This is a genomic window from Shewanella sp. 125m-1 (assembly GCF_052977065.1).
This window is the reverse complement of record NZ_JBRILT010000070.1, coordinates 1-16629: the sequence shown is the minus strand read 5'-3', so window position 1 is coordinate 16629 and position 16629 is coordinate 1. Positions and strand designations below refer to the sequence as shown.

Here is a 16629-nt window from a genome sequence, read left to right as displayed (position 1 = left end):
CACGCAGAGATGGAAGTCGAAATCCCGTTTCACGACGTGGACTCGATGGGCTATTACTGTTGGCATGGCTTATCTGTACGAACAGTTTCACTTGGAGTTTCCCAATGAAAGGCATTTTACACGCAGAGATGGAAGTCGAAATCCCGTTTCACGACGTGGACTCGATGGGGATCACCTGGCATGGTAACTACCTGCGTTACTTTGAGCTAGTACGCTGCAAGCTACTGGATAAAATCGGTTACGGCTACCGCGCTATGCAAGACTCTGGGTTTAGCTGGCCAATTGTTGATGTGCAGATAAAGTACGTGCAATCGAGTACGTTTGAGCAGACGGTCATCGTCAAAGCTGCGCTGGTTGAATGGGAAAACCGCATTAAGATCAACTATCAAGTGCTTGATGCTCTAACAGGTAAGCGCATCACTAAGGGCTACACCATTCAGGCCGCCGTCGATATGCAGACCCAAGAGTTATGCTTTGTCACACCAGAAGTCTTTCAGCAGAAAATAGCGCATTTAATTTCAGCAGAAACCAGTAACAAAATAGAGCTGCGCCAATGAAGTACTTATTGCGCTTAGTATGCACTCTGTTCCTCTTACTACTCTCATCATTAGTGAGTAGCACTAGCTACGCCGAGCCTGATAACAGCCAATCTAGCTATACAGAGCTATTTCAATTTCCCGCAAACAAGGCGGATTTGCTCAGCTTGAGTAAACAACTATCTCCTAGCGAGCACGCTAAAGGGAAGTTCACTCAATACCGTTATTTAAAGGTGCTAAAAAAACCTTTGGTAAGCCAAGGCGAATTTGTTTTCTCTAAAAGCCTTGGGGTGATTTGGCAGCAAAACAGTCCTTTTGCTAGCACATTGATCTTAAAAGATAAGCAGCTGATTCAGATAGACAGCCAAGGGAATATTAGCGTTAATAACGCGCAGCAAGCGGGTGGAGGTATGAGTGATATCATGCCGACACTACTCAATGCCCTGTTAAGTGGTGACATTAATGCTCTTGAGCAGCACTTTGAATTAAGCCTAAAACGTGCAACTACAGCAACTGATACTAGTCATGAGCTAAACCCGCAGTGGCAGTTAGGGCTTAAGCCGCTTGATCCTTTACTTGCCAAAGCCATGCCTAAAATGCTGCTCGCTGGTAAGCAACAGATCCAAACGTTAGTGCTATATAGCGCTAATGGCGATCGCAGCCAGATCGAGTTTTCATCACTGGATGAAAGCCCACTAAGTCAGCAAGACAAATCGCGTTTCGAGCCTGAGTCTAAGAGTGCTCAGCCATAATGAAACCAAGCCTTAACGCCTTATTAAGCCAAAAGACCGCCAAGTTACGATTTATACTGTGGCTGGCATTAATCCTAGTCTCCGTAGTAACTGGCTTTACCCTTTGGCAAAGCGGCGCTCGCGTACAAAGTGATATTTTGGCCATGCTGCCTAAAGTCAACGAAAGCCCGATGACCCAAAGAGCAATGACACAAGTTGAGCAGCAGCTGGCTAACCGCGTCTATTTGGGGCTTATCAGCGATAATGAACACACCGCCATCGCAGCGGCAAAGCTAGCGATGCAAACGCTTAAACAAACGAGCCCAAACCAAGCTGCATTTATTGATATCAGTAGTGCCGATATAGCCCAGATTGACGCCCTTAATCAGTATTATTTTAAGCACAGATTCCAGCTATTAACCGACAAGCAGCAACAAAGCTTACAGCAAGGTCAATGGCAACAACTGAGCCAGGCTGCACTAGAAAAGCTATACAATGCGTTTAGCTATGCCAATAGCGAACTGCTTAGCCGCGATCCTTTGCTCCTGTATCCAGATTCTTTGCTTGCTCTTGCTCCTTCACAACAGTTAACCGTGAAACAGGGGGTATTGGTTGCCACTATAGCGCCATCGGCGAGTGTTCCACGACCTCGTTTTGCCTCCATCGTGATGGCTAAAGGTAAGGACAGTGCCTTTAATCCTAACGCTCAACAGCTACAACTTAGCGATCTTAACCTCGCCTTTAATGCCGTTACATCGCATTTTGCAGATGTAGACATCATTAAGGCTGGCGCTTTATTTCATGCTGCTGCAGCGACCGACAATGCTAAACAAGAGGTTTCAAGCATCGGCTTGTTATCGCTTATCGGGGTCGTAAGCCTAGTGTGGTTAGCATTTCGCTCTTTCATGCCACTCTCTATTGCGGTGGTTACTGTGAGTACCAGCTTACTGTTTGCCGTGGTCACCACAGCACTCATGTTTGGTGAACTGCACCTACTCACATTAGTGTTTGGCACCAGTCTAATTGGCATCTCTATCGACTATTGCTTTCACTATTATTGCGAGCGCTTAAACCATCCCAATGACAGTAGCGAGAAGGTCATCAAAAAAATCTTTGCGGCTATCACGCTTGCCTTGCTAACCAGTATTATCGCCTACGGCGCCATGGGGCTAGCACCTTTTCCCGGTATGCAACAGGTCGCCGTTTTCTGCGCAGCGGGGCTGACTGGCGCTTATTTAACCTTAGTGCTCGCCTACCCAACTCTCGCCGCTCAGCCATTAAAAGATGCCAGCCAAGCACTCGATGTGGCCAGTCGCTATCAACAGTTTATGCTGGCACGATTCACACCTAAAAGCCTTAAGTCGCAATTACTGCTAACGCTTGGCACGACAGCCTTTATCTTAGTGGGTCTATTGCAGCTAACTAGCAATGACGATATCCGTCAGTTACAGCACACCCCGAGTGATATTCAGGCAGAGGAAAATAAACTTCGTACCTTACTAAGTGGCGGTACCGATAACCAATTCCTATTAGTCTCAGGCAAAACCGAAGAGCAGGTAAAACAACAGCTGGCGAAACTTGAGCCCGTCTTAAAACAGGCCGAGAAAGATAAGTTAATCGGTAACCATTTAAGCCTAAGTAAATTCTTGCCAAGCCAAGCAGAACAAGCGCTTAACTATCGTCTGCAAGGGCAAGTCTACCTTGAACACTTAGATGAGATTATTGCGAGCTTAGGCTTAGATCCCCAGATTAAACCGGCGCTGATTAAAGCCTACCAAACGGCCAAAACAGACGTTATCAGCGCCGATAATTTCTTGAGCCATCAAGCGGGTGCCAGCTTTAAACCGCTTTGGTTATCACCAACAAATCATTTAGACGAAACTGGCTACGGGGCTATCGTGTTACTCGGTGGCATCAAGCAGCTCGATACATTTGCCGCGTTATTTAATGAGCTGCACCATGTACAGCTGATCGATAAGGTTGGCGACATATCGACCGTGATGGGGCATTACCGTCAGCTCACCTTAATGTTACTGCTCATCGCCTTAATCGCGGCGGGCATCATATTCACCTTTAGGTTTGGCCGAAAACTCGCCGCAGTGGTGGTCGCCGTACCAGCCTTGTCTGCGCTTTTAACCCTAGCCTGCTTAGGCATGCTGCAAAATCCGCTGACCCTGTTTCATGCTCTGGCTCTGATCTTAGTCTTTGGTATTGGTGTTGATTACAGCCTATTTTTTGCTGAGTCTAAACAGCAAACTCGCGGCGTGATGATGGCCGTATTAATGTCAGCGGTATCAACCTTACTGGCCTTTGGTCTGCTCGCCTTTAGTCAAACACCAGCGATAAACGCGTTTGGCTTAACCCTGTTACTGGGGATTAGTTTTACCTTTTTGCTTTCGCCTTTTATTCAAAATTTCACAAGGAAGACCGTTAATGTCGACTGATAAAGTAGTTCAGGATGAGTGGGTTCGATGCGAAACCCAAACGGTCGATGTCGCCATTATTGGCGCCGGGCCATCTGGTAGCATTGCTGCGAGCCTATTACACGCCCAAGGTAAAAAAGTACTCGTGCTTGAGAAGCAGCACTTTCCACGTTTCTCTATCGGTGAAAGCTTACTGCCGTGCTGCATGCAGGTTATCGAACAAGCTAATATGCTCGAAGCCGTTAATCAGGCAGGGTTTCAATTTAAAAATGGTGCCGCATTTAGACATCAACACAAATACACCACGTTTGACTTTACCGATAAGTTTACTCAAGGCCCGGGCACCACGTTCCAGGTTGAACGTGCCACATTCGATAAGTTACTCGCTGATGAAGCGGTTAAACAGGGCGTTACTATCCGTTTCGGCCACACGGTCGAGTCGATAAATTTAAGCGCTGAGCCCAGCCTTGAAGTGAGCAACGATAAAGGCCAAATACAAACCATCAAAGCAAAATTTGTACTCGATGCCAGCGGCTTTGGCCGAGTACTACCCAGGTTGCTGGACTTAGAGAAACCATCTAGTTTACCCACCCGCAGTGCTGTGTTTAATCATGTTAGAGACAATATTTCTGATCCGAGTTTCGATCGAAATAAGATCCTTATTAGTGTCCATCCAGACAACCAGGATATCTGGTACTGGCTCATTCCTTTTAGCGATGGTCGTTGCTCTGTGGGCGTAGTGGGTGAGCCCCAACTGATTGCTGCTCTTGGCGGCTTTGCTGATGACAGTATTAACAGCAGTAATAACAGTATTGGCGGCAACTTAGATACCGTTCTTAACACCATGATAGCTCAAGAGCCGGGACTGAAAAAGCTGCTACAAAATGCCGAACTCATCAATGATTCAGGCCTGCTCAAAGGCTACTCGGCTAACGTGAAAACACTGGCTACCGACCAATTCGCCCTACTCGGTAATGCAGGCGAGTTTCTCGATCCGGTATTTTCATCTGGAGTTACGATCGCCATGCAATCAGCTTCCATGGCAGCTGCAACCCTGTGCAAACAACTCGATGGCGAGCACGTCGACTGGCAGCAAGAGTATGCCAAACCGTTAATGAAAGGGGTCGATACCTTTAGAACCTATGTCGAAGCTTGGTATGACTGTAGTTTTCAAGATGCGATCTTCTTCGACAGTCCAGATCCTAAAATCAAGCAGATGATCTGCTCTATTCTTGCTGGTTACGCTTGGGATGAAAAAAACCCATTCGTTAGCGAGTCTAAACGTCGGTTAAATATGGTTGTCGAACTATGTCAAGATTAAGCCAACACATCATCTTGCTCGCCCTGGGCTCTGTACTACTCACAGCTTGCAGTCAAACGTTACAGCGACAAACTTGTGTCGAACTGGCGCAAGATGTGAATTATTGCCTTGCGCCAGTTGCTGAGCAAAGGATGCTCTCAGAGCAAACAGCGACTCAACCCGCAATTAGCGTTGCCCAAAAGGTCACTATCAAGACTCAAGCTAGCCAACATGAACTGTTAAGTCAGTTAGAGCTCGATCAACAGCAATTAACTCTGGTTGGTCTGGCGCCACTAGGGCAAGCGCTTTTTACACTGACCTATGATGACTACACTCTTGTGAGTGAGCAAAGCCAGCTACTCGGCGATCAATTTAACGCTGAATACCTACTGGCCATCATGCAACTTATTTACTGGCCAGACAGCAGCGTAAACCGCCATTTACAGGGAGCCCAAATTCGCCCCTATGCCTGTGACGTCGCTTTGTGTCGTGGACTGTTTTTTGCTAAAAATGAAGCTGGAAATGAAACTAAACAGACGCCTAATGCCGAACAGCCGATAATCGCTATCCGCTATAGTGATTTCAGTCAGGGCAGCGAAGACAAGTGGCAGGCCCAGGTTCAGCTCAGCATTGATGCGGCTAACTTTACGCTCGCCATCAGCCCGATATAAACCAAATTTAGTGGGAATTTAAGTGAATTCAGCAATGCCAATAGCAATAACCCATTTAGGTTTATGCACCCCTCTAGGGCAAACACCTCAGGCTGTGCTCGACAACCTGGTTGCTGGCAATACCAGCGGCATGCAGTGGCGAGATGACCTCTTGTTTGAGCGCCCCGTGCTCGTTGGCCAGGTCAGTATTAAGCTCCCCGAACTCCCCGACGAGTTACGCCGATTTGATACTCGCAATAATCAACTCACCTTATTGATTGCACGGCAGATAGAAGCAGCCGTTAGCCAAGCTAAAGCACAATATGGTCGGCAGCGCATCGGTATCGTTATCGGTACAAGCACATCGGGAATAGCCACCGGCGAGTCAGCCCTTGCTGAACACCATAGTGCTGGCGAGTTTCCTAAAGATTATGATTACGCTAAGCAAGAATTAGGTGATACCAGTCAATTTCTACAAGCCTACTTTGAGTTGACGGGTCCCTGCTTTACCGTTTCTACCGCCTGCTCTTCTAGCGCTAAGGTTTTTGCCAGCGCTAAGCGTCTTATCGACGCCGATGTTTGCGACATGGTCATTGTCGGCGGTATCGATACCCTTTGTAAGCTCACACTTAATGGATTTTATTCACTGGAGTCTATTTCTAGCGGACACTGCCAACCTTTTAGCGCTAATCGCGATGGTATTAATATCGGTGAAGGCGGAGCGCTCTTTACGCTAGAGAAGGCAACGCTAGAAAAAATATCACAAGACAATACGGCTATCATAGTCAGCGGCATTGGCGAGTCTAGCGATGCTCACCATATCTCGGCGCCACATCCTGAAGGCCGCGGTGCAATAGCTGCGATGCAAGCGGCATTAATCATGGCAAGCCTTGGGCCAGAACAGATTAATTACCTCAACTTACATGGCACCGCAACGCCGAAAAATGACGCCATGGAAAGCCGTGCTGTGCATCAGGTCTTTGGCCAAGCCTTGCCTGCAGCAAGCTCTACCAAGCCCCTTACCGGACACACCTTAGGGGCGGCGGGCGCAATTGAAGCCGCATTTTGTTATCTGCTGCTCAGTGATTACAATAAGCAGCAATATTTACCGCCACAGGTGTGGGATAAGCAACAAGATCCAAATGATCCAGCGCTACCTCTGGTAAGCAAAGGTATGCAGAGCAATATAAGCCATGTAATGAGTAATTCATTTGCCTTTGGTGGCAGTAATGCCAGCCTGATCTTCAGTCGTGTGGCACCAAGCCACTCACTCGCGGGCCAGGCACCCGAGCCATTAAATACAGGCTCATTAGGCAAAGATTCAACAGAGATAAATCAAGATGTTTGATGCTACAAAACTTGCAGATCTCGATGTCGCGGAGTTCATCCCCCATCGTCAGCCGATGATCTTAATCAACCAGCTGCTGAATCACAGCCATGATAGCTTGTTAACACAAACGGATATTTCAGCAAATAGTCCCTATTTCGATAGCCACTTGAATGGCGTGCCCAACTATGTCGGCATTGAGTATATGGCCCAAAGTATTGCCGCTTTAGCGGGGGTTGAGGCCCATCTGCGTGACGACATCATTCGCGTAGGATTCCTGCTCGGTAGCCGTAAGCTTAAGATGCATATCTCTCAGTTTGATGCGGGGCAAAGTTACCAAACACGTGTTACTCGTCTATATCAAGAAGAGTCAGGACTAGCGGTTTTTGATTGCCAAATCTTACATAAGCAAGTGGTTGTCGCAGAAGCCAACGTCAACGTGTTTCAACCTCAGGATACTCAGGCCTATATTGCCGAGTCGACGCACTGAACCTCATGTGGCTGAGTCAATACAACACTGAATATGACAGTAAATACGACACCGACACTAAATACAAAGTACAGCCGCTGTTCGCCCACACATTAAGTATGTGACACACAATAAGACGACGGCGCAGGGAGTAGCAAGATGACAAAACGAGTATTAATCACAGGTTCAAGCCGCGGAATAGGTAAAGCGATCGCCCTAAGACTTGCCCGCTCAGGCTTTGATATCGCGATGCATTTTCACAGCAACCAAGCAGCAGCCGAGACCACCAAGTCTGAGCTTGAACAACAGGGCATTAAGGTCAGCTGTTTGCAGTTTGATATCGCCGACAGAGCCGCGGTTAAGCAGGCTATCGAGCAAGATATCGAGCAGCACGGTGCTTATTATGGCGTAATCCTCAATGCAGGCATTAATGCCGACACCGCTTTTCCTGCAATGACAGAATCGGAGTGGGACAGCGTAGTGCATACCAATCTCGATGGGTTCTACAATGTTATTCATCCAACGGTGATGCCGATGGTACAAAGCCGTCAAGGCGGACGTATCATCACCCTAGCGTCAGTATCTGGCATTGCGGGCAATCGCGGCCAGGTAAACTATAGCGCCTCAAAAGCGGGCATTATCGGCGCAACTAAAGCGTTGTCACTCGAGCTCGCTAAACGAAAAATTACCGTCAACTGCATCGCTCCCGGTTTAATCGAAACTGACATGGTCAGCGACATTCCAAAAGAGATGGTCAACAACCTAGTACCGATGCGCCGTATGGGAAAACCTGCAGAGATTGCAGGGCTTGCGAACTATTTAATGTCTGATGAGGCGGCCTACGTGACTCGCCAGGTGATTTCGGTCAACGGAGGCATGATATGAGCCGGCCAGCTTTTCCACGCCGCGTCGTGATCACAGGTATTGGCGGCATTTCGGCGCTAGGCCATGACTGGCCGAGTATTGCCATGAGCTTAAAAGCGCAGAAAAATTGTGTGGTACGTATGGACGAATGGGACAGATTTGAAGATCTGCATACCCGCTTGGCCGCACCGATCACTGACTTTGAAGTGCCAAGCCACTACAAGCGTAAAATGATCCGCTCTATGGGACGGGTATCGATAATGGCCACTCGCGCCAGTGAACTTGCACTGATTGATGCAAACTTACTTAATGATCCTGTCATTATCTCTGGCGCTATGGGCATCGCTTATGGTTCATCGACGGGCAGTACCGATCCAATCATCGCGTTCGGAGATATGCTAAAAGATGGCGATATGTCTGGCGTAACGGCCACTAGCTATATCCGCATGATGGCACACACAACAGCGGTAAACGTCGGCGTATTCTTTGGCCTCAAAGGCCGCGTGCACACCACCAGCAGCGCCTGTACCTCTGGCAGCCAAGGTATTGGTTATGCCTATGAAGCGATTAAATATGGCCAACAAGATCTGATGCTTGCTGGCGGCGGTGAAGAGCTTTGCCCGACAGAAGCCGTCGTCTTCGACACGCTATTTGCAACCAGTACAAAAAATGAAACTCCAACCGAGACGCCGCGACCGTTCGATAAAGGACGAGACGGCCTTGTAATAGGCGAAGGCGCCTGTACTTTAGTGCTTGAAGAGCTTGAGCATGCTAAGGCTCGCGGCGCAAAAATCTACGCCGAAATCGTGGGCTTTGGCACCAACTCTGATGGATTGCACGTGACTCAGCCTAATGCTGGCACCATGGAAACGGCTATCCGTTTAGCGCTTAAAGATGCCGCCATCGAAGCTGAGAGCATTGGTTATGTCAATGCTCACGGCACCGCTACCGATCGTGGCGATATTGCTGAAACACAAGCCACTCATGCGGTGTTTGGCGCGAAGCAGCCTATCTCATCACTTAAAAGTTATACCGGCCATACACTGGGTGCTTGCGGCGCGTTAGAAGCTTGGGTGAGCATAGAGATGATGAACGAGGGCTGGTTTGCACCGACGCTAAACCTGACAGATATCGACCCTGAGTGCGGCGAGCTAGATTACATTAGAGATGACATTCGCCATCTTGAAACAGATTACGTGATGAGTAATAACTTCGCCTTTGGTGGCATCAATACTTCGCTGATCTTTAAGCGTTTTAAGGGATAGGTTCTAGGAATAGAAGGTACTAGGGCCTAGGGAAAGCAGGTTCTAAGGTCTTTAAAGCAAAGACGAACGGCCTACGGCCTTGCGAAAAAGATGGGAAAAGCTAACAAAGACGTTTGCTTTGGCTGTTCCTAGTAGGGCGTAGCCCGTCCTCGCAGCGCCCTAGGATCTCGTACCTTGTTTTAAAACTAAGAAATGGCAAAGGTGGTTCTTTTGGCTTTGGCTTTTCCTAGCAGGGCTTTAGCCCGCCCTCGCAGCGCAGCGTTTAGAACCTAGGTCCTTGTTTTAAAGCGCAGCATCCTAGAACCTAGGTCCTTTGTATAGCTGATTTTCATCGTTAGTTTCCCTGCTCTAGCCATAAATCGTTAACCATCACAAACCAAGTATTAGAAAAAACTTATTGAAATTAATCTAATTAAAGGTTTAAATATCAGCATTAGTTTTAAGCATTCGTTTTAAGCATAATAAAGAGAGGTGGATATGTTAAACACTCAAATTTCAAAGTTATCGACCAAACCCGCTGGCAGCCAATGCTGGCAATTAATTGAAGACGGCGCAACAGTAATTGATGTGCGCTCGCCGCAAGAGTTTGCTGGCGGCCATCTGCCACAGGCGATAAACGTGCCACTGGATACTTTAGAGACTTGGCTGCACAAGCTTGAAAATCGTCAGCAAGTGTTTGTGCTGTATTGCGGAGCGGGCATTCGCGCCCAAAAGGGCTGCGATATTTTAACAGCCAATGAATTAAAGAATGTGATTAACGGCGGGGCATTAAAAGATCTACTCTGCTGTGAGCCAAAGCGCTAGACCTGCAGGTTAAAGGTTACCGGGCCGTCGTTAACTAATGACACTTTCATGTCTGCGGCAAACTGACCGGTCTGGGTATTCACGCCCTTTGATTTACAGAAATCGACAAATGCCTCATAGAGTTCTCGGGCTTGATCTGGCGTACCAGCCCCTGAAAAACTCGGGCGCAAGCCACGGCCGGTATCAGCAGCGAGTGTGAATTGCGACACGACTAGCAGACTGCCACCCGCTTGCTCAAGATTGAGGTTCATCTTGCCATTCTCATCGGCGAACACACGGTAACTCATCACCTTGGTGGCCAACTTTTGCATCTTCTCAATGTTATCTTCACGCTCAACACCGAGTAACACCAACAGGCCTCTATCTATCTCGCCGATAGTCGCGCCATCAACGACAACTTTTGCTTCACTCACACGTTGAATTAAGGCAATCACGTACACAATCTCCGATAAAAAATTAAAAATTAAAAGAAGGACCTAGGTTCTAGGACGCTTCGCTGCGAGGACGGGCTTCGCCCTGCTAGGAACAGCAAAAACCAAAATTGATGGGCTAAAGCCCAACCTACAAAAGAGACATGCTTTTCCGTCTCAGCCTTTGCCATCTTTTCTGTAAGCGCAGCGTTCCGTAAGTGACGTAGTCACGTTCCCTAGGCCGCAGGCCGTTCGTCTTAGCTTTAAAAGAAGGACCTAGGTTCTAGGACGCTGCGCTGCGAGGACGGGCTGCGCCCTGCTAGGAACAGCAAAAACCAAAATTGATGGGCTAAAGCCCAACCTACAGAAGAGAGCATGCTTTTCCGCTTTCCCGTCTCAACCTTTGCCATCTTTTCTGTAAGCGCAGCGTTCCGTAAGTGACGTAGTCACGTTCCCTAGGCCGCAGGCCGTTCGGCTATTATCGTCTTAGCTTTCCCTGCTTTTCCTAGAACCTAGAACCTTGTTTACTTAAATCGACTGAACATTCTGCATCACAGGGATTGGCTTAATCACATCTTCCGCCCCTTCAGGTAATGACTCGGCGACTTGACGTAGCCCTTCATCAATCCAAAGGATGAAACGACGGATCTCTTCCATAGAAATGGTGTCGACAAAGGTTGCCGCGCCTTGTACCTGAATGACTGCACCTTGGTCACGAATAACAAACTTAGCAAAGTTAAGTTTTTGGTTTAACGAACCAATCATCAACAGCATCTCTTTACTGCCCACATATTTAGGGTGGATAGCATAAAAACGGTTCATCATGATGCGATCGATACCGTCTGGGTTGATACTAGGCTGCAGAATAAATTGGGTATTATCAAATTGAACTGCGACTCCACCTGGGCCTGCTCGTGAAGCTAAATAGCTTTTATTTAATAGTGCTTCAAGCAATTTAGTCGTGGCTTCTTCATTTGATAAGCCCCCTAACTCAACACTATCTGGGGCCCTAACCGCAACCTCAACCTCAACGTCTTCAGTTTGTTCAGTTGAAGCACAGGCTGTTAAGCCCATCATTAAGCTCATGGTTAAGCCCGTAAGGATCTGTTTTTTCATAGAGTCTATATTTCCTTTTTATTGTTCGGCCATTTCCTTTATCGCGTGTATGACTGCTTTTGCCATCTTAACATCGGCCAAAGCGTGATACCCACCTTTAATCTCAGTCACGCTAATCAACTGACTTGTTCTGCCTTTAAAGAAATTTTGTAACACTTTAAAAGGACAAACCCAATCCATTTCACCTTGCAAGACATATGTTTGGCACTGGATCAGGGGTAAGTTAACGATGAGTTTTTCAAATGCGCCAAAGTAATCATTAGCTACATAATAAAGCTCAATGCTTGCTAGAGACTGACTGAAGGGGGCATTTATCTCACTCGCCATACAGGCGGGATAGGCTAAAGCCATCTCCCAGCTAAGCCAACCTTGAGCAGCATCTTGGCGAATATCCACACAGTCATCCTCTAACCTTGATCTAAAATGAGTAAATAACTCACTTAACTCTGGCCGCTTGTCTACGCCCTTAGTAAAAGCACGGTAATCATCTTTAAACAATCGCGCCGCACCACTGTCACCATACAGCCATTCAATACCTGCAGGGTTAGGAATAAACAGCCCCCATAGTACTTGTGAGATCACTCGACTGGGATAACAAGCCGAATATAACAGGGCTAAGGTTGCACCAAATGATCCGCCAGCCAACCTCCATTGCTGAATATTGAGCCAACAACGTACTTGCTCAATATCGGCCAGTAGCTTGTGAAAGTTATTATGCTGAAGCTCTCCACGAGGACGCGAACGCCCAGCTCCACGCTGATCGAGTAAAATGACATGGTAAATCGATAAATCGAATAAGGTTAAATCTTCAGTGCTGCACCCCGCTCCTGGCCCACCATGTAGATACAACACAGCAAGCCCATTGGGATTTCCATACTGCGCCACATATAGCTGATGCCCATCACCGACATCTAACAAGGTTTGACTAAGCGCTTTAGGTCGCGCATTGAGCATTAACTCCTGGTTTCCTTATCTTGGGTCTCATGTTTGGCAGATTTGGGGTCTATAGTGGGACTTTCAATTTCTGTTTCTTCTGCTTCTGCTTCTGCTTCTGCTTCTGCTTCTGCCAACAGCTTTTCACGGCTAAGTTTACACTCCTGTAAATACTCAGGTAGGCCTGCAGTGATCTCGGCGCCAACCAGTACGATCACCCAAGAGACGTAGACCCAAACAAACAAGATCGGGATCGTTGCCAAGGCACCGTAAATCGCCTCATAGCTTGGAAATTGGGTCACGTAGTATGCGAAGCCTTTCTTGCCTAGCTCAAATAGCATTGCAGCGACGAGCGCACCAAGTAATGCGTGTAAAAACTTCACCTTCTTGTTTGGCACGACCATGTACAAGAGTAAGAAGGCCGCAACAGAAAACAACATCGGCAACCGTTCTACCAGCAATGGCACAACACCCGACAACTCTGAACTATTAAATACTTTTAATGACACTATGTAGGAAGTTGCCACAAGGCTAGCACCAACTAATACCGGACCTAAGGTCAGCACCATCCAATACATAGAAAAAGACACTGCGACTTGGCGTTTTTCTTTGGTACGCCAAATACTATTAAGCGCCTTATCAATCGCCGATATCAACAACAATGCTACTACCACTAAGGCGGCCACGCCCACTGTGGTGCCTTTTGAGGCATTGTCGACAAACTCATTAATATAGAGCTGCACCGTATCGCCTGCTGCTGGCAGAAAGTTGTCGTAAACAAAACCTTCTAGCTGTTCTCGAATGCCAGAAAAGACTGGAAACGCCGACAACATAGAAAACATGACCGCCACAATAGGCACCAATGACAATAGGGTGACATAGGCCAAATGGCCAGCCTTGATATTGACCTGGTCTTCTTTAAAACGACTAAGTAGGTGCAAAAAAAATGCCCAAATACTCAGTAAAAAAGAACGTAGCTGATTTATCACTATCTTATTTTTCACGTGTTACTCTTGATTCTGTTAAAGTTGGTCTTAATCTATTAGAGGATAAATGATCTGCGAATCATTATCTTGGTACAATAAAGCTTATAACCTTCTCTTTACAAGCATAAGGATTGAATTGATGTCTCAACAAGGATCTGCTGGCAATGTTATTGCCGCAATTGCGAGCTTTTTTTTCCCAGGTCTTGGACAGTTAGTTCAAGGGCGTATTTTGGCCGCACTGATTTTTTGTGTTGTTGCCGTTGTCGGTTATGCCATGTGGTGGCTAATTTTTCCAGCCATCATTGGTGGCATTGCTCACCTATGGAGCATTATCGACGCAGCAAGATATCGCTCAGAGTAACTAACCTAACTTGGGAAACACACAAGATGAAAAAACTAATCACCACGGCCATTATTAGCACTAGCTTGCTACTTGGTGGCTGCCAGAGCGCCTATTATGGTGCAATGGAGAAAGTAGGTTATCACAAGCGCGATATCATGGTTGACCGCGTAGAAGATGCCAAAGAGTCTCAGGTTGAGGCACAGGAGCAATTTAGCTCTGCACTCGAAGAGATGCAGGCGCTGCTTAATCATGACGGTGGTGACTTAGAGGGGGCTTACAATAAGGCTAAAGACGAATATGAGTCTGCTCAAGATGCGGCTGATGATGTTACCAATCGCATCGACAAGGTAGAAGATGTTGCTGAGGCGCTATTTGATGAATGGCAAACCGAGATTGGCGAGATCAGCAAAGCCAGTCTGCGACGTAACAGTGAGTCAAAGTTAAAAGAGACTCGCCGCTCATATAATCAGCTGGTTAAAAGCATGCGCCGCGCCGAAAGTAAAATGGAGCCAGTGCTGGTCGCAATGAAAGACAACATGTTGTATTTAAAGCATAACCTAAATGCACAAGCCATTGGTGCGATCAAAGGTGAGTTCGCCAGTCTACAGACAGATATCTCAGGCTTAATTAAAGAGATGAATACGTCTATCGACGAGTCGAATAAGTTTATTGCTTCATTAGAAAGCAAATAAGCTGTGACTAAAGTGTGGTTCCTAAGCCTAAAGACTTAGGAACCAAACTTGTGAACTAGTGCGGTTTTTTCGACACTCTACTTACAAAACTTAGATCTTCCCCACAAGCTACAAACCAATTAAGAACTTCTCTTTATAAAAAGTTTCACAATAGTATCAATCATATTATTGCCGATATTATTTATGAGCTTCATCGAATCCTTAACCCTTGCCTTAGCACTAACCTACAGCGTCAGTCTTATCTATTGGAGTGGCAAGAAGTGGGGCGCGCTAGCATCAGGCATGCTAGCGGCAGGAGCCATTATTTCCAGCCTGTATTGGCCACTCATCGCTGCATTGGCCATTGCCGTTGTTATCACAGGCTTAGTTACAAAATTCCAGCCTGAGGTCGCCAAGGGGCATATCAGGGCCAACAACCTAAGAGAAGGCGTGCAACACCTGCTTGCCTTATCCATGTTGCTAGTTGGCGCGCAGTTTGCCGTTAATGCTGCATTGTTAAAGTCGGGGATCACGCCTTGGCTAATGCGACCTGATGTGGGTGATGCTTTCTTACCGATTGCCGGTGGTATCGAAATCAAAGCAATTTTAAGCCTAGGTATTTGGGACCAAAACCACCCCGCCGCAGCCGTTATGCTCACAGTGGTTTTACTCACTGGCCTGCTGTGTAAACGCGCCTTTTGCGGCTGGGCCTGCCCCCTTGGATTAGCTGGAGAGTACCTCTATAAACTTAGAAAGCGTTTTGTTAAGCAGGAGCTATTGCCACCAGCCTGGATAGATTGGCCATTACGCATGGTCAAATACCTGCTGCTACTGGCCTTGTTATATATCATTATTGGCATGCCGAGCCAGAGTATTCCGAGCTACTTAAACAGTAACTACCACAAGATTGCCGATCTCAAGATGGCGCTATTTTTTATCACACCAGGGCTCGTTACCTTAATCTGTTTCGGCTTTATTTTGGGCCTCGCAGCGTGGCGTAGACAAGGTTTTTGCCGCTACATCTGCCCTTATGGCGCACTATTAGGGCTATTAAGCTTCTTAAGTCCCTTTAAAATTCGCCGTAACACTCAGCATTGCTTAATCGACACCAAAGGCATGAGTTGCGATAAGTGTAGCCGCGCTTGCCCTGCTAATATTTCGGTGCATAGCCAAATCAATATTCGCTCAGACGAATGCCAAGCCTGCATGCGCTGCGTATCCGCTTGCCCTAAGAAAGAGGCGCTGCAATTTAGTACCCGTAATGGCTGGAAGCTGTCAGCCCGTGGTCTATCCATCATGCTACTCACCATCATGTTTCTATTGCCACTCATCGCTTATTTAGGCGGGTTCTGGCACAGCGAAACGCCAGTTGAAGCGCGCATGTACTTGATCCAGCATTTAGATAGGATTGGGCATTAACGGAAGGTGCTAGGAAAGAAGGTCCTAGGCCCTAGAAAGAGCTAAGACGAACGGCCTTCGGCCTAGGGAAAGCCAAGACGGAAAAGCATATTTTTCTGTAGGTTGGGCTTTAGCCCATCGAGCTTGGTTTTTATAAAGAATTTGTCGGCATAAATGCCGACCTACAGAAAGCCGAAAAGCTAACAAAGACGCTGGTACAGTTTTTTCTTTTGCTGTTCCTAGCAGGGCGCAGCCCGTCCTCGAAGCTCAGCGTCCTAGAACCTCGTACCTTGTTTTAAAGCTAAGATGGGAAAGTATATTTTTCAGTAGGTTGGGCTTTAGCCCATCGAGCTTGGTTTTTATAAAGAATTTGTCGGCATAAATGCCGACCTACAGAAAGCCG

General features: G+C 47.2%; 17 protein-coding genes. 13 read left to right on the top strand and 4 right to left on the bottom strand.

Features of this window, described 5'->3' with window-relative positions; translation table 11 throughout:
* The first annotated feature begins 104 nt into the window (after positions 1 to 104).
* The 10 genes from ACVBIK_RS20015 (at position 105) to ACVBIK_RS19970 (ending at position 10369) form a co-directional block, all read left to right on the top strand.
* Complete coding sequence (locus ACVBIK_RS20015) at positions 105 to 557, top strand: acyl-CoA thioesterase (RefSeq protein WP_447161787.1); 453 nt, start codon at positions 105 to 107, stop codon at positions 555 to 557.
* Entirely contained in the window at positions 554 to 1288 is a 735-nt protein-coding gene (locus tag ACVBIK_RS20010; RefSeq protein ID WP_447161788.1) for an outer membrane lipoprotein carrier protein LolA, read from the top strand. The genes ACVBIK_RS20015 and ACVBIK_RS20010 overlap by 4 nt, the downstream gene beginning before the upstream one ends.
* A complete protein-coding gene (locus ACVBIK_RS20005) occupies positions 1288 to 3711 on the top strand; it encodes an MMPL family transporter (protein ID WP_447170365.1) in 2424 nt (807 codons plus the stop codon). Before ACVBIK_RS20010 ends, ACVBIK_RS20005 begins: the two co-directional genes overlap by 1 nt.
* Complete coding sequence (locus ACVBIK_RS20000) at positions 3701 to 5011, top strand: NAD(P)/FAD-dependent oxidoreductase (RefSeq protein WP_447170364.1); 1311 nt, start codon at positions 3701 to 3703, stop codon at positions 5009 to 5011. The genes ACVBIK_RS20005 and ACVBIK_RS20000 overlap by 11 nt, the downstream gene beginning before the upstream one ends.
* The gene (locus tag ACVBIK_RS19995; protein WP_447170363.1) at positions 4999 to 5661 is read left to right on the top strand and encodes a DUF3261 domain-containing protein; all 663 of its coding nucleotides are present in this window, start codon (positions 4999 to 5001) and stop codon (positions 5659 to 5661) included. Before ACVBIK_RS20000 ends, ACVBIK_RS19995 begins: the two co-directional genes overlap by 13 nt.
* A gap of 34 nt (positions 5662 to 5695) precedes the next feature.
* A complete protein-coding gene (locus tag ACVBIK_RS19990) occupies positions 5696 to 6988 on the top strand; it encodes a beta-ketoacyl-[acyl-carrier-protein] synthase family protein (protein ID WP_447163524.1) in 1293 nt (430 codons plus the stop codon).
* Entirely contained in the window at positions 6981 to 7457 is a 477-nt protein-coding gene (locus tag ACVBIK_RS19985) for an ApeP family dehydratase (RefSeq protein ID WP_447161792.1), read from the top strand. The genes ACVBIK_RS19990 and ACVBIK_RS19985 overlap by 8 nt, the downstream gene beginning before the upstream one ends.
* 138 nt (positions 7458 to 7595) lie before the next feature.
* Positions 7596 to 8321 carry a 3-ketoacyl-ACP reductase FabG2 gene (locus ACVBIK_RS19980; protein WP_447163488.1) on the top strand — a complete coding sequence of 242 codons (726 nt, stop codon included), beginning with the start codon at positions 7596 to 7598 and terminating at the stop codon, positions 8319 to 8321.
* Positions 8318 to 9565, top strand: a complete 1248-nt coding sequence (locus tag ACVBIK_RS19975) for a beta-ketoacyl-ACP synthase (RefSeq protein ID WP_447163489.1) — start codon at positions 8318 to 8320, stop codon at positions 9563 to 9565. The genes ACVBIK_RS19980 and ACVBIK_RS19975 overlap by 4 nt, the downstream gene beginning before the upstream one ends.
* 477 nt (positions 9566 to 10042) lie before the next feature.
* Positions 10043 to 10369, top strand: coding sequence for a rhodanese-like domain-containing protein (locus tag ACVBIK_RS19970; protein ID WP_447161795.1), 327 nt, complete (start codon positions 10043 to 10045; stop codon positions 10367 to 10369).
* On the opposite strand, the gene dtd is transcribed toward ACVBIK_RS19970, so the two are convergent.
* The 4 genes from dtd to ACVBIK_RS19950 form a co-directional block, all read right to left on the bottom strand.
* Positions 10366 to 10803, bottom strand: coding sequence for a D-aminoacyl-tRNA deacylase (dtd, locus tag ACVBIK_RS19965; RefSeq protein ID WP_447161796.1), 438 nt, complete (start codon positions 10801 to 10803; stop codon positions 10366 to 10368). The genes ACVBIK_RS19970 and dtd overlap by 4 nt on opposite strands.
* Positions 10804 to 11307: 504 nt before the next feature.
* Positions 11308 to 11895, bottom strand: a complete 588-nt coding sequence (locus ACVBIK_RS19960) for a hypothetical protein (RefSeq protein ID WP_447170362.1) — start codon at positions 11893 to 11895, stop codon at positions 11308 to 11310.
* 18 nt (positions 11896 to 11913) lie between these two features.
* Entirely contained in the window at positions 11914 to 12849 is a 936-nt protein-coding gene (locus ACVBIK_RS19955) for an alpha/beta fold hydrolase (RefSeq protein WP_447170361.1), read from the bottom strand.
* Positions 12849 to 13832, bottom strand: coding sequence for a virulence factor BrkB family protein (locus ACVBIK_RS19950; RefSeq protein ID WP_447170360.1), 984 nt, complete (start codon positions 13830 to 13832; stop codon positions 12849 to 12851). Before ACVBIK_RS19950 ends, ACVBIK_RS19955 begins: the two co-directional genes overlap by 1 nt.
* A 121-nt stretch (positions 13833 to 13953) precedes the next feature.
* Between ACVBIK_RS19950 and ACVBIK_RS19945 the strand changes: the two genes are divergently transcribed.
* From ACVBIK_RS19945 to ACVBIK_RS19935, 3 genes are all read left to right on the top strand, one after another.
* Positions 13954 to 14175, top strand: coding sequence for a hypothetical protein (locus ACVBIK_RS19945; RefSeq protein WP_447158894.1), 222 nt, complete (start codon positions 13954 to 13956; stop codon positions 14173 to 14175).
* A gap of 26 nt (positions 14176 to 14201) precedes the next feature.
* Positions 14202 to 14849 (top strand): DUF2959 domain-containing protein, encoded by a 648-nt coding sequence (locus tag ACVBIK_RS19940; RefSeq protein WP_447158895.1) that lies wholly within the window; start codon positions 14202 to 14204, stop codon positions 14847 to 14849.
* Between the two features lie 183 nt (positions 14850 to 15032).
* Positions 15033 to 16247, top strand: a complete 1215-nt coding sequence (locus tag ACVBIK_RS19935; protein ID WP_447158896.1) for a 4Fe-4S binding protein — start codon at positions 15033 to 15035, stop codon at positions 16245 to 16247.
* Positions 16248 to 16629: the final 382 nt, after the last annotated feature.

Excerpts from the sequence above, each read along its gene's own strand:
- ACVBIK_RS20005 (WP_447170365.1), top strand. The coding sequence starts at position 1,288 with ATGAAACCAAGCCTTAACGCCTTATTAAGCCAAAAGACCGCCAAGTTA.
- ACVBIK_RS19990 (WP_447163524.1), top strand. The coding sequence starts at position 5,696 with ATGCCAATAGCAATAACCCATTTAGGTTTATGCACCCCTCTAGGGCAA.
- ACVBIK_RS20015 (WP_447161787.1), top strand. The coding sequence starts at position 105 with ATGAAAGGCATTTTACACGCAGAGATGGAAGTCGAAATCCCGTTTCAC.
- ACVBIK_RS20010 (WP_447161788.1), top strand. The coding sequence starts at position 554 with ATGAAGTACTTATTGCGCTTAGTATGCACTCTGTTCCTCTTACTACTC.
- ACVBIK_RS19975 (WP_447163489.1), top strand. The coding sequence starts at position 8,318 with ATGAGCCGGCCAGCTTTTCCACGCCGCGTCGTGATCACAGGTATTGGC.
- ACVBIK_RS19935 (WP_447158896.1), top strand. The coding sequence starts at position 15,033 with ATGAGCTTCATCGAATCCTTAACCCTTGCCTTAGCACTAACCTACAGC.
- ACVBIK_RS19985 (WP_447161792.1), top strand. The coding sequence starts at position 6,981 with ATGTTTGATGCTACAAAACTTGCAGATCTCGATGTCGCGGAGTTCATC.
- ACVBIK_RS19980 (WP_447163488.1), top strand. The coding sequence starts at position 7,596 with ATGACAAAACGAGTATTAATCACAGGTTCAAGCCGCGGAATAGGTAAA.
- ACVBIK_RS20000 (WP_447170364.1), top strand. The coding sequence starts at position 3,701 with ATGTCGACTGATAAAGTAGTTCAGGATGAGTGGGTTCGATGCGAAACC.
- ACVBIK_RS19940 (WP_447158895.1), top strand. The coding sequence starts at position 14,202 with ATGAAAAAACTAATCACCACGGCCATTATTAGCACTAGCTTGCTACTT.
- ACVBIK_RS19955 (WP_447170361.1), bottom strand. The coding sequence starts at position 12,849 with ATGCTCAATGCGCGACCTAAAGCGCTTAGTCAAACCTTGTTAGATGTC.
- ACVBIK_RS19945 (WP_447158894.1), top strand. The coding sequence starts at position 13,954 with ATGTCTCAACAAGGATCTGCTGGCAATGTTATTGCCGCAATTGCGAGC.
- ACVBIK_RS19970 (WP_447161795.1), top strand. The coding sequence starts at position 10,043 with ATGTTAAACACTCAAATTTCAAAGTTATCGACCAAACCCGCTGGCAGC.
- ACVBIK_RS19960 (WP_447170362.1), bottom strand. The coding sequence starts at position 11,895 with ATGAAAAAACAGATCCTTACGGGCTTAACCATGAGCTTAATGATGGGC.
- ACVBIK_RS19995 (WP_447170363.1), top strand. The coding sequence starts at position 4,999 with ATGTCAAGATTAAGCCAACACATCATCTTGCTCGCCCTGGGCTCTGTA.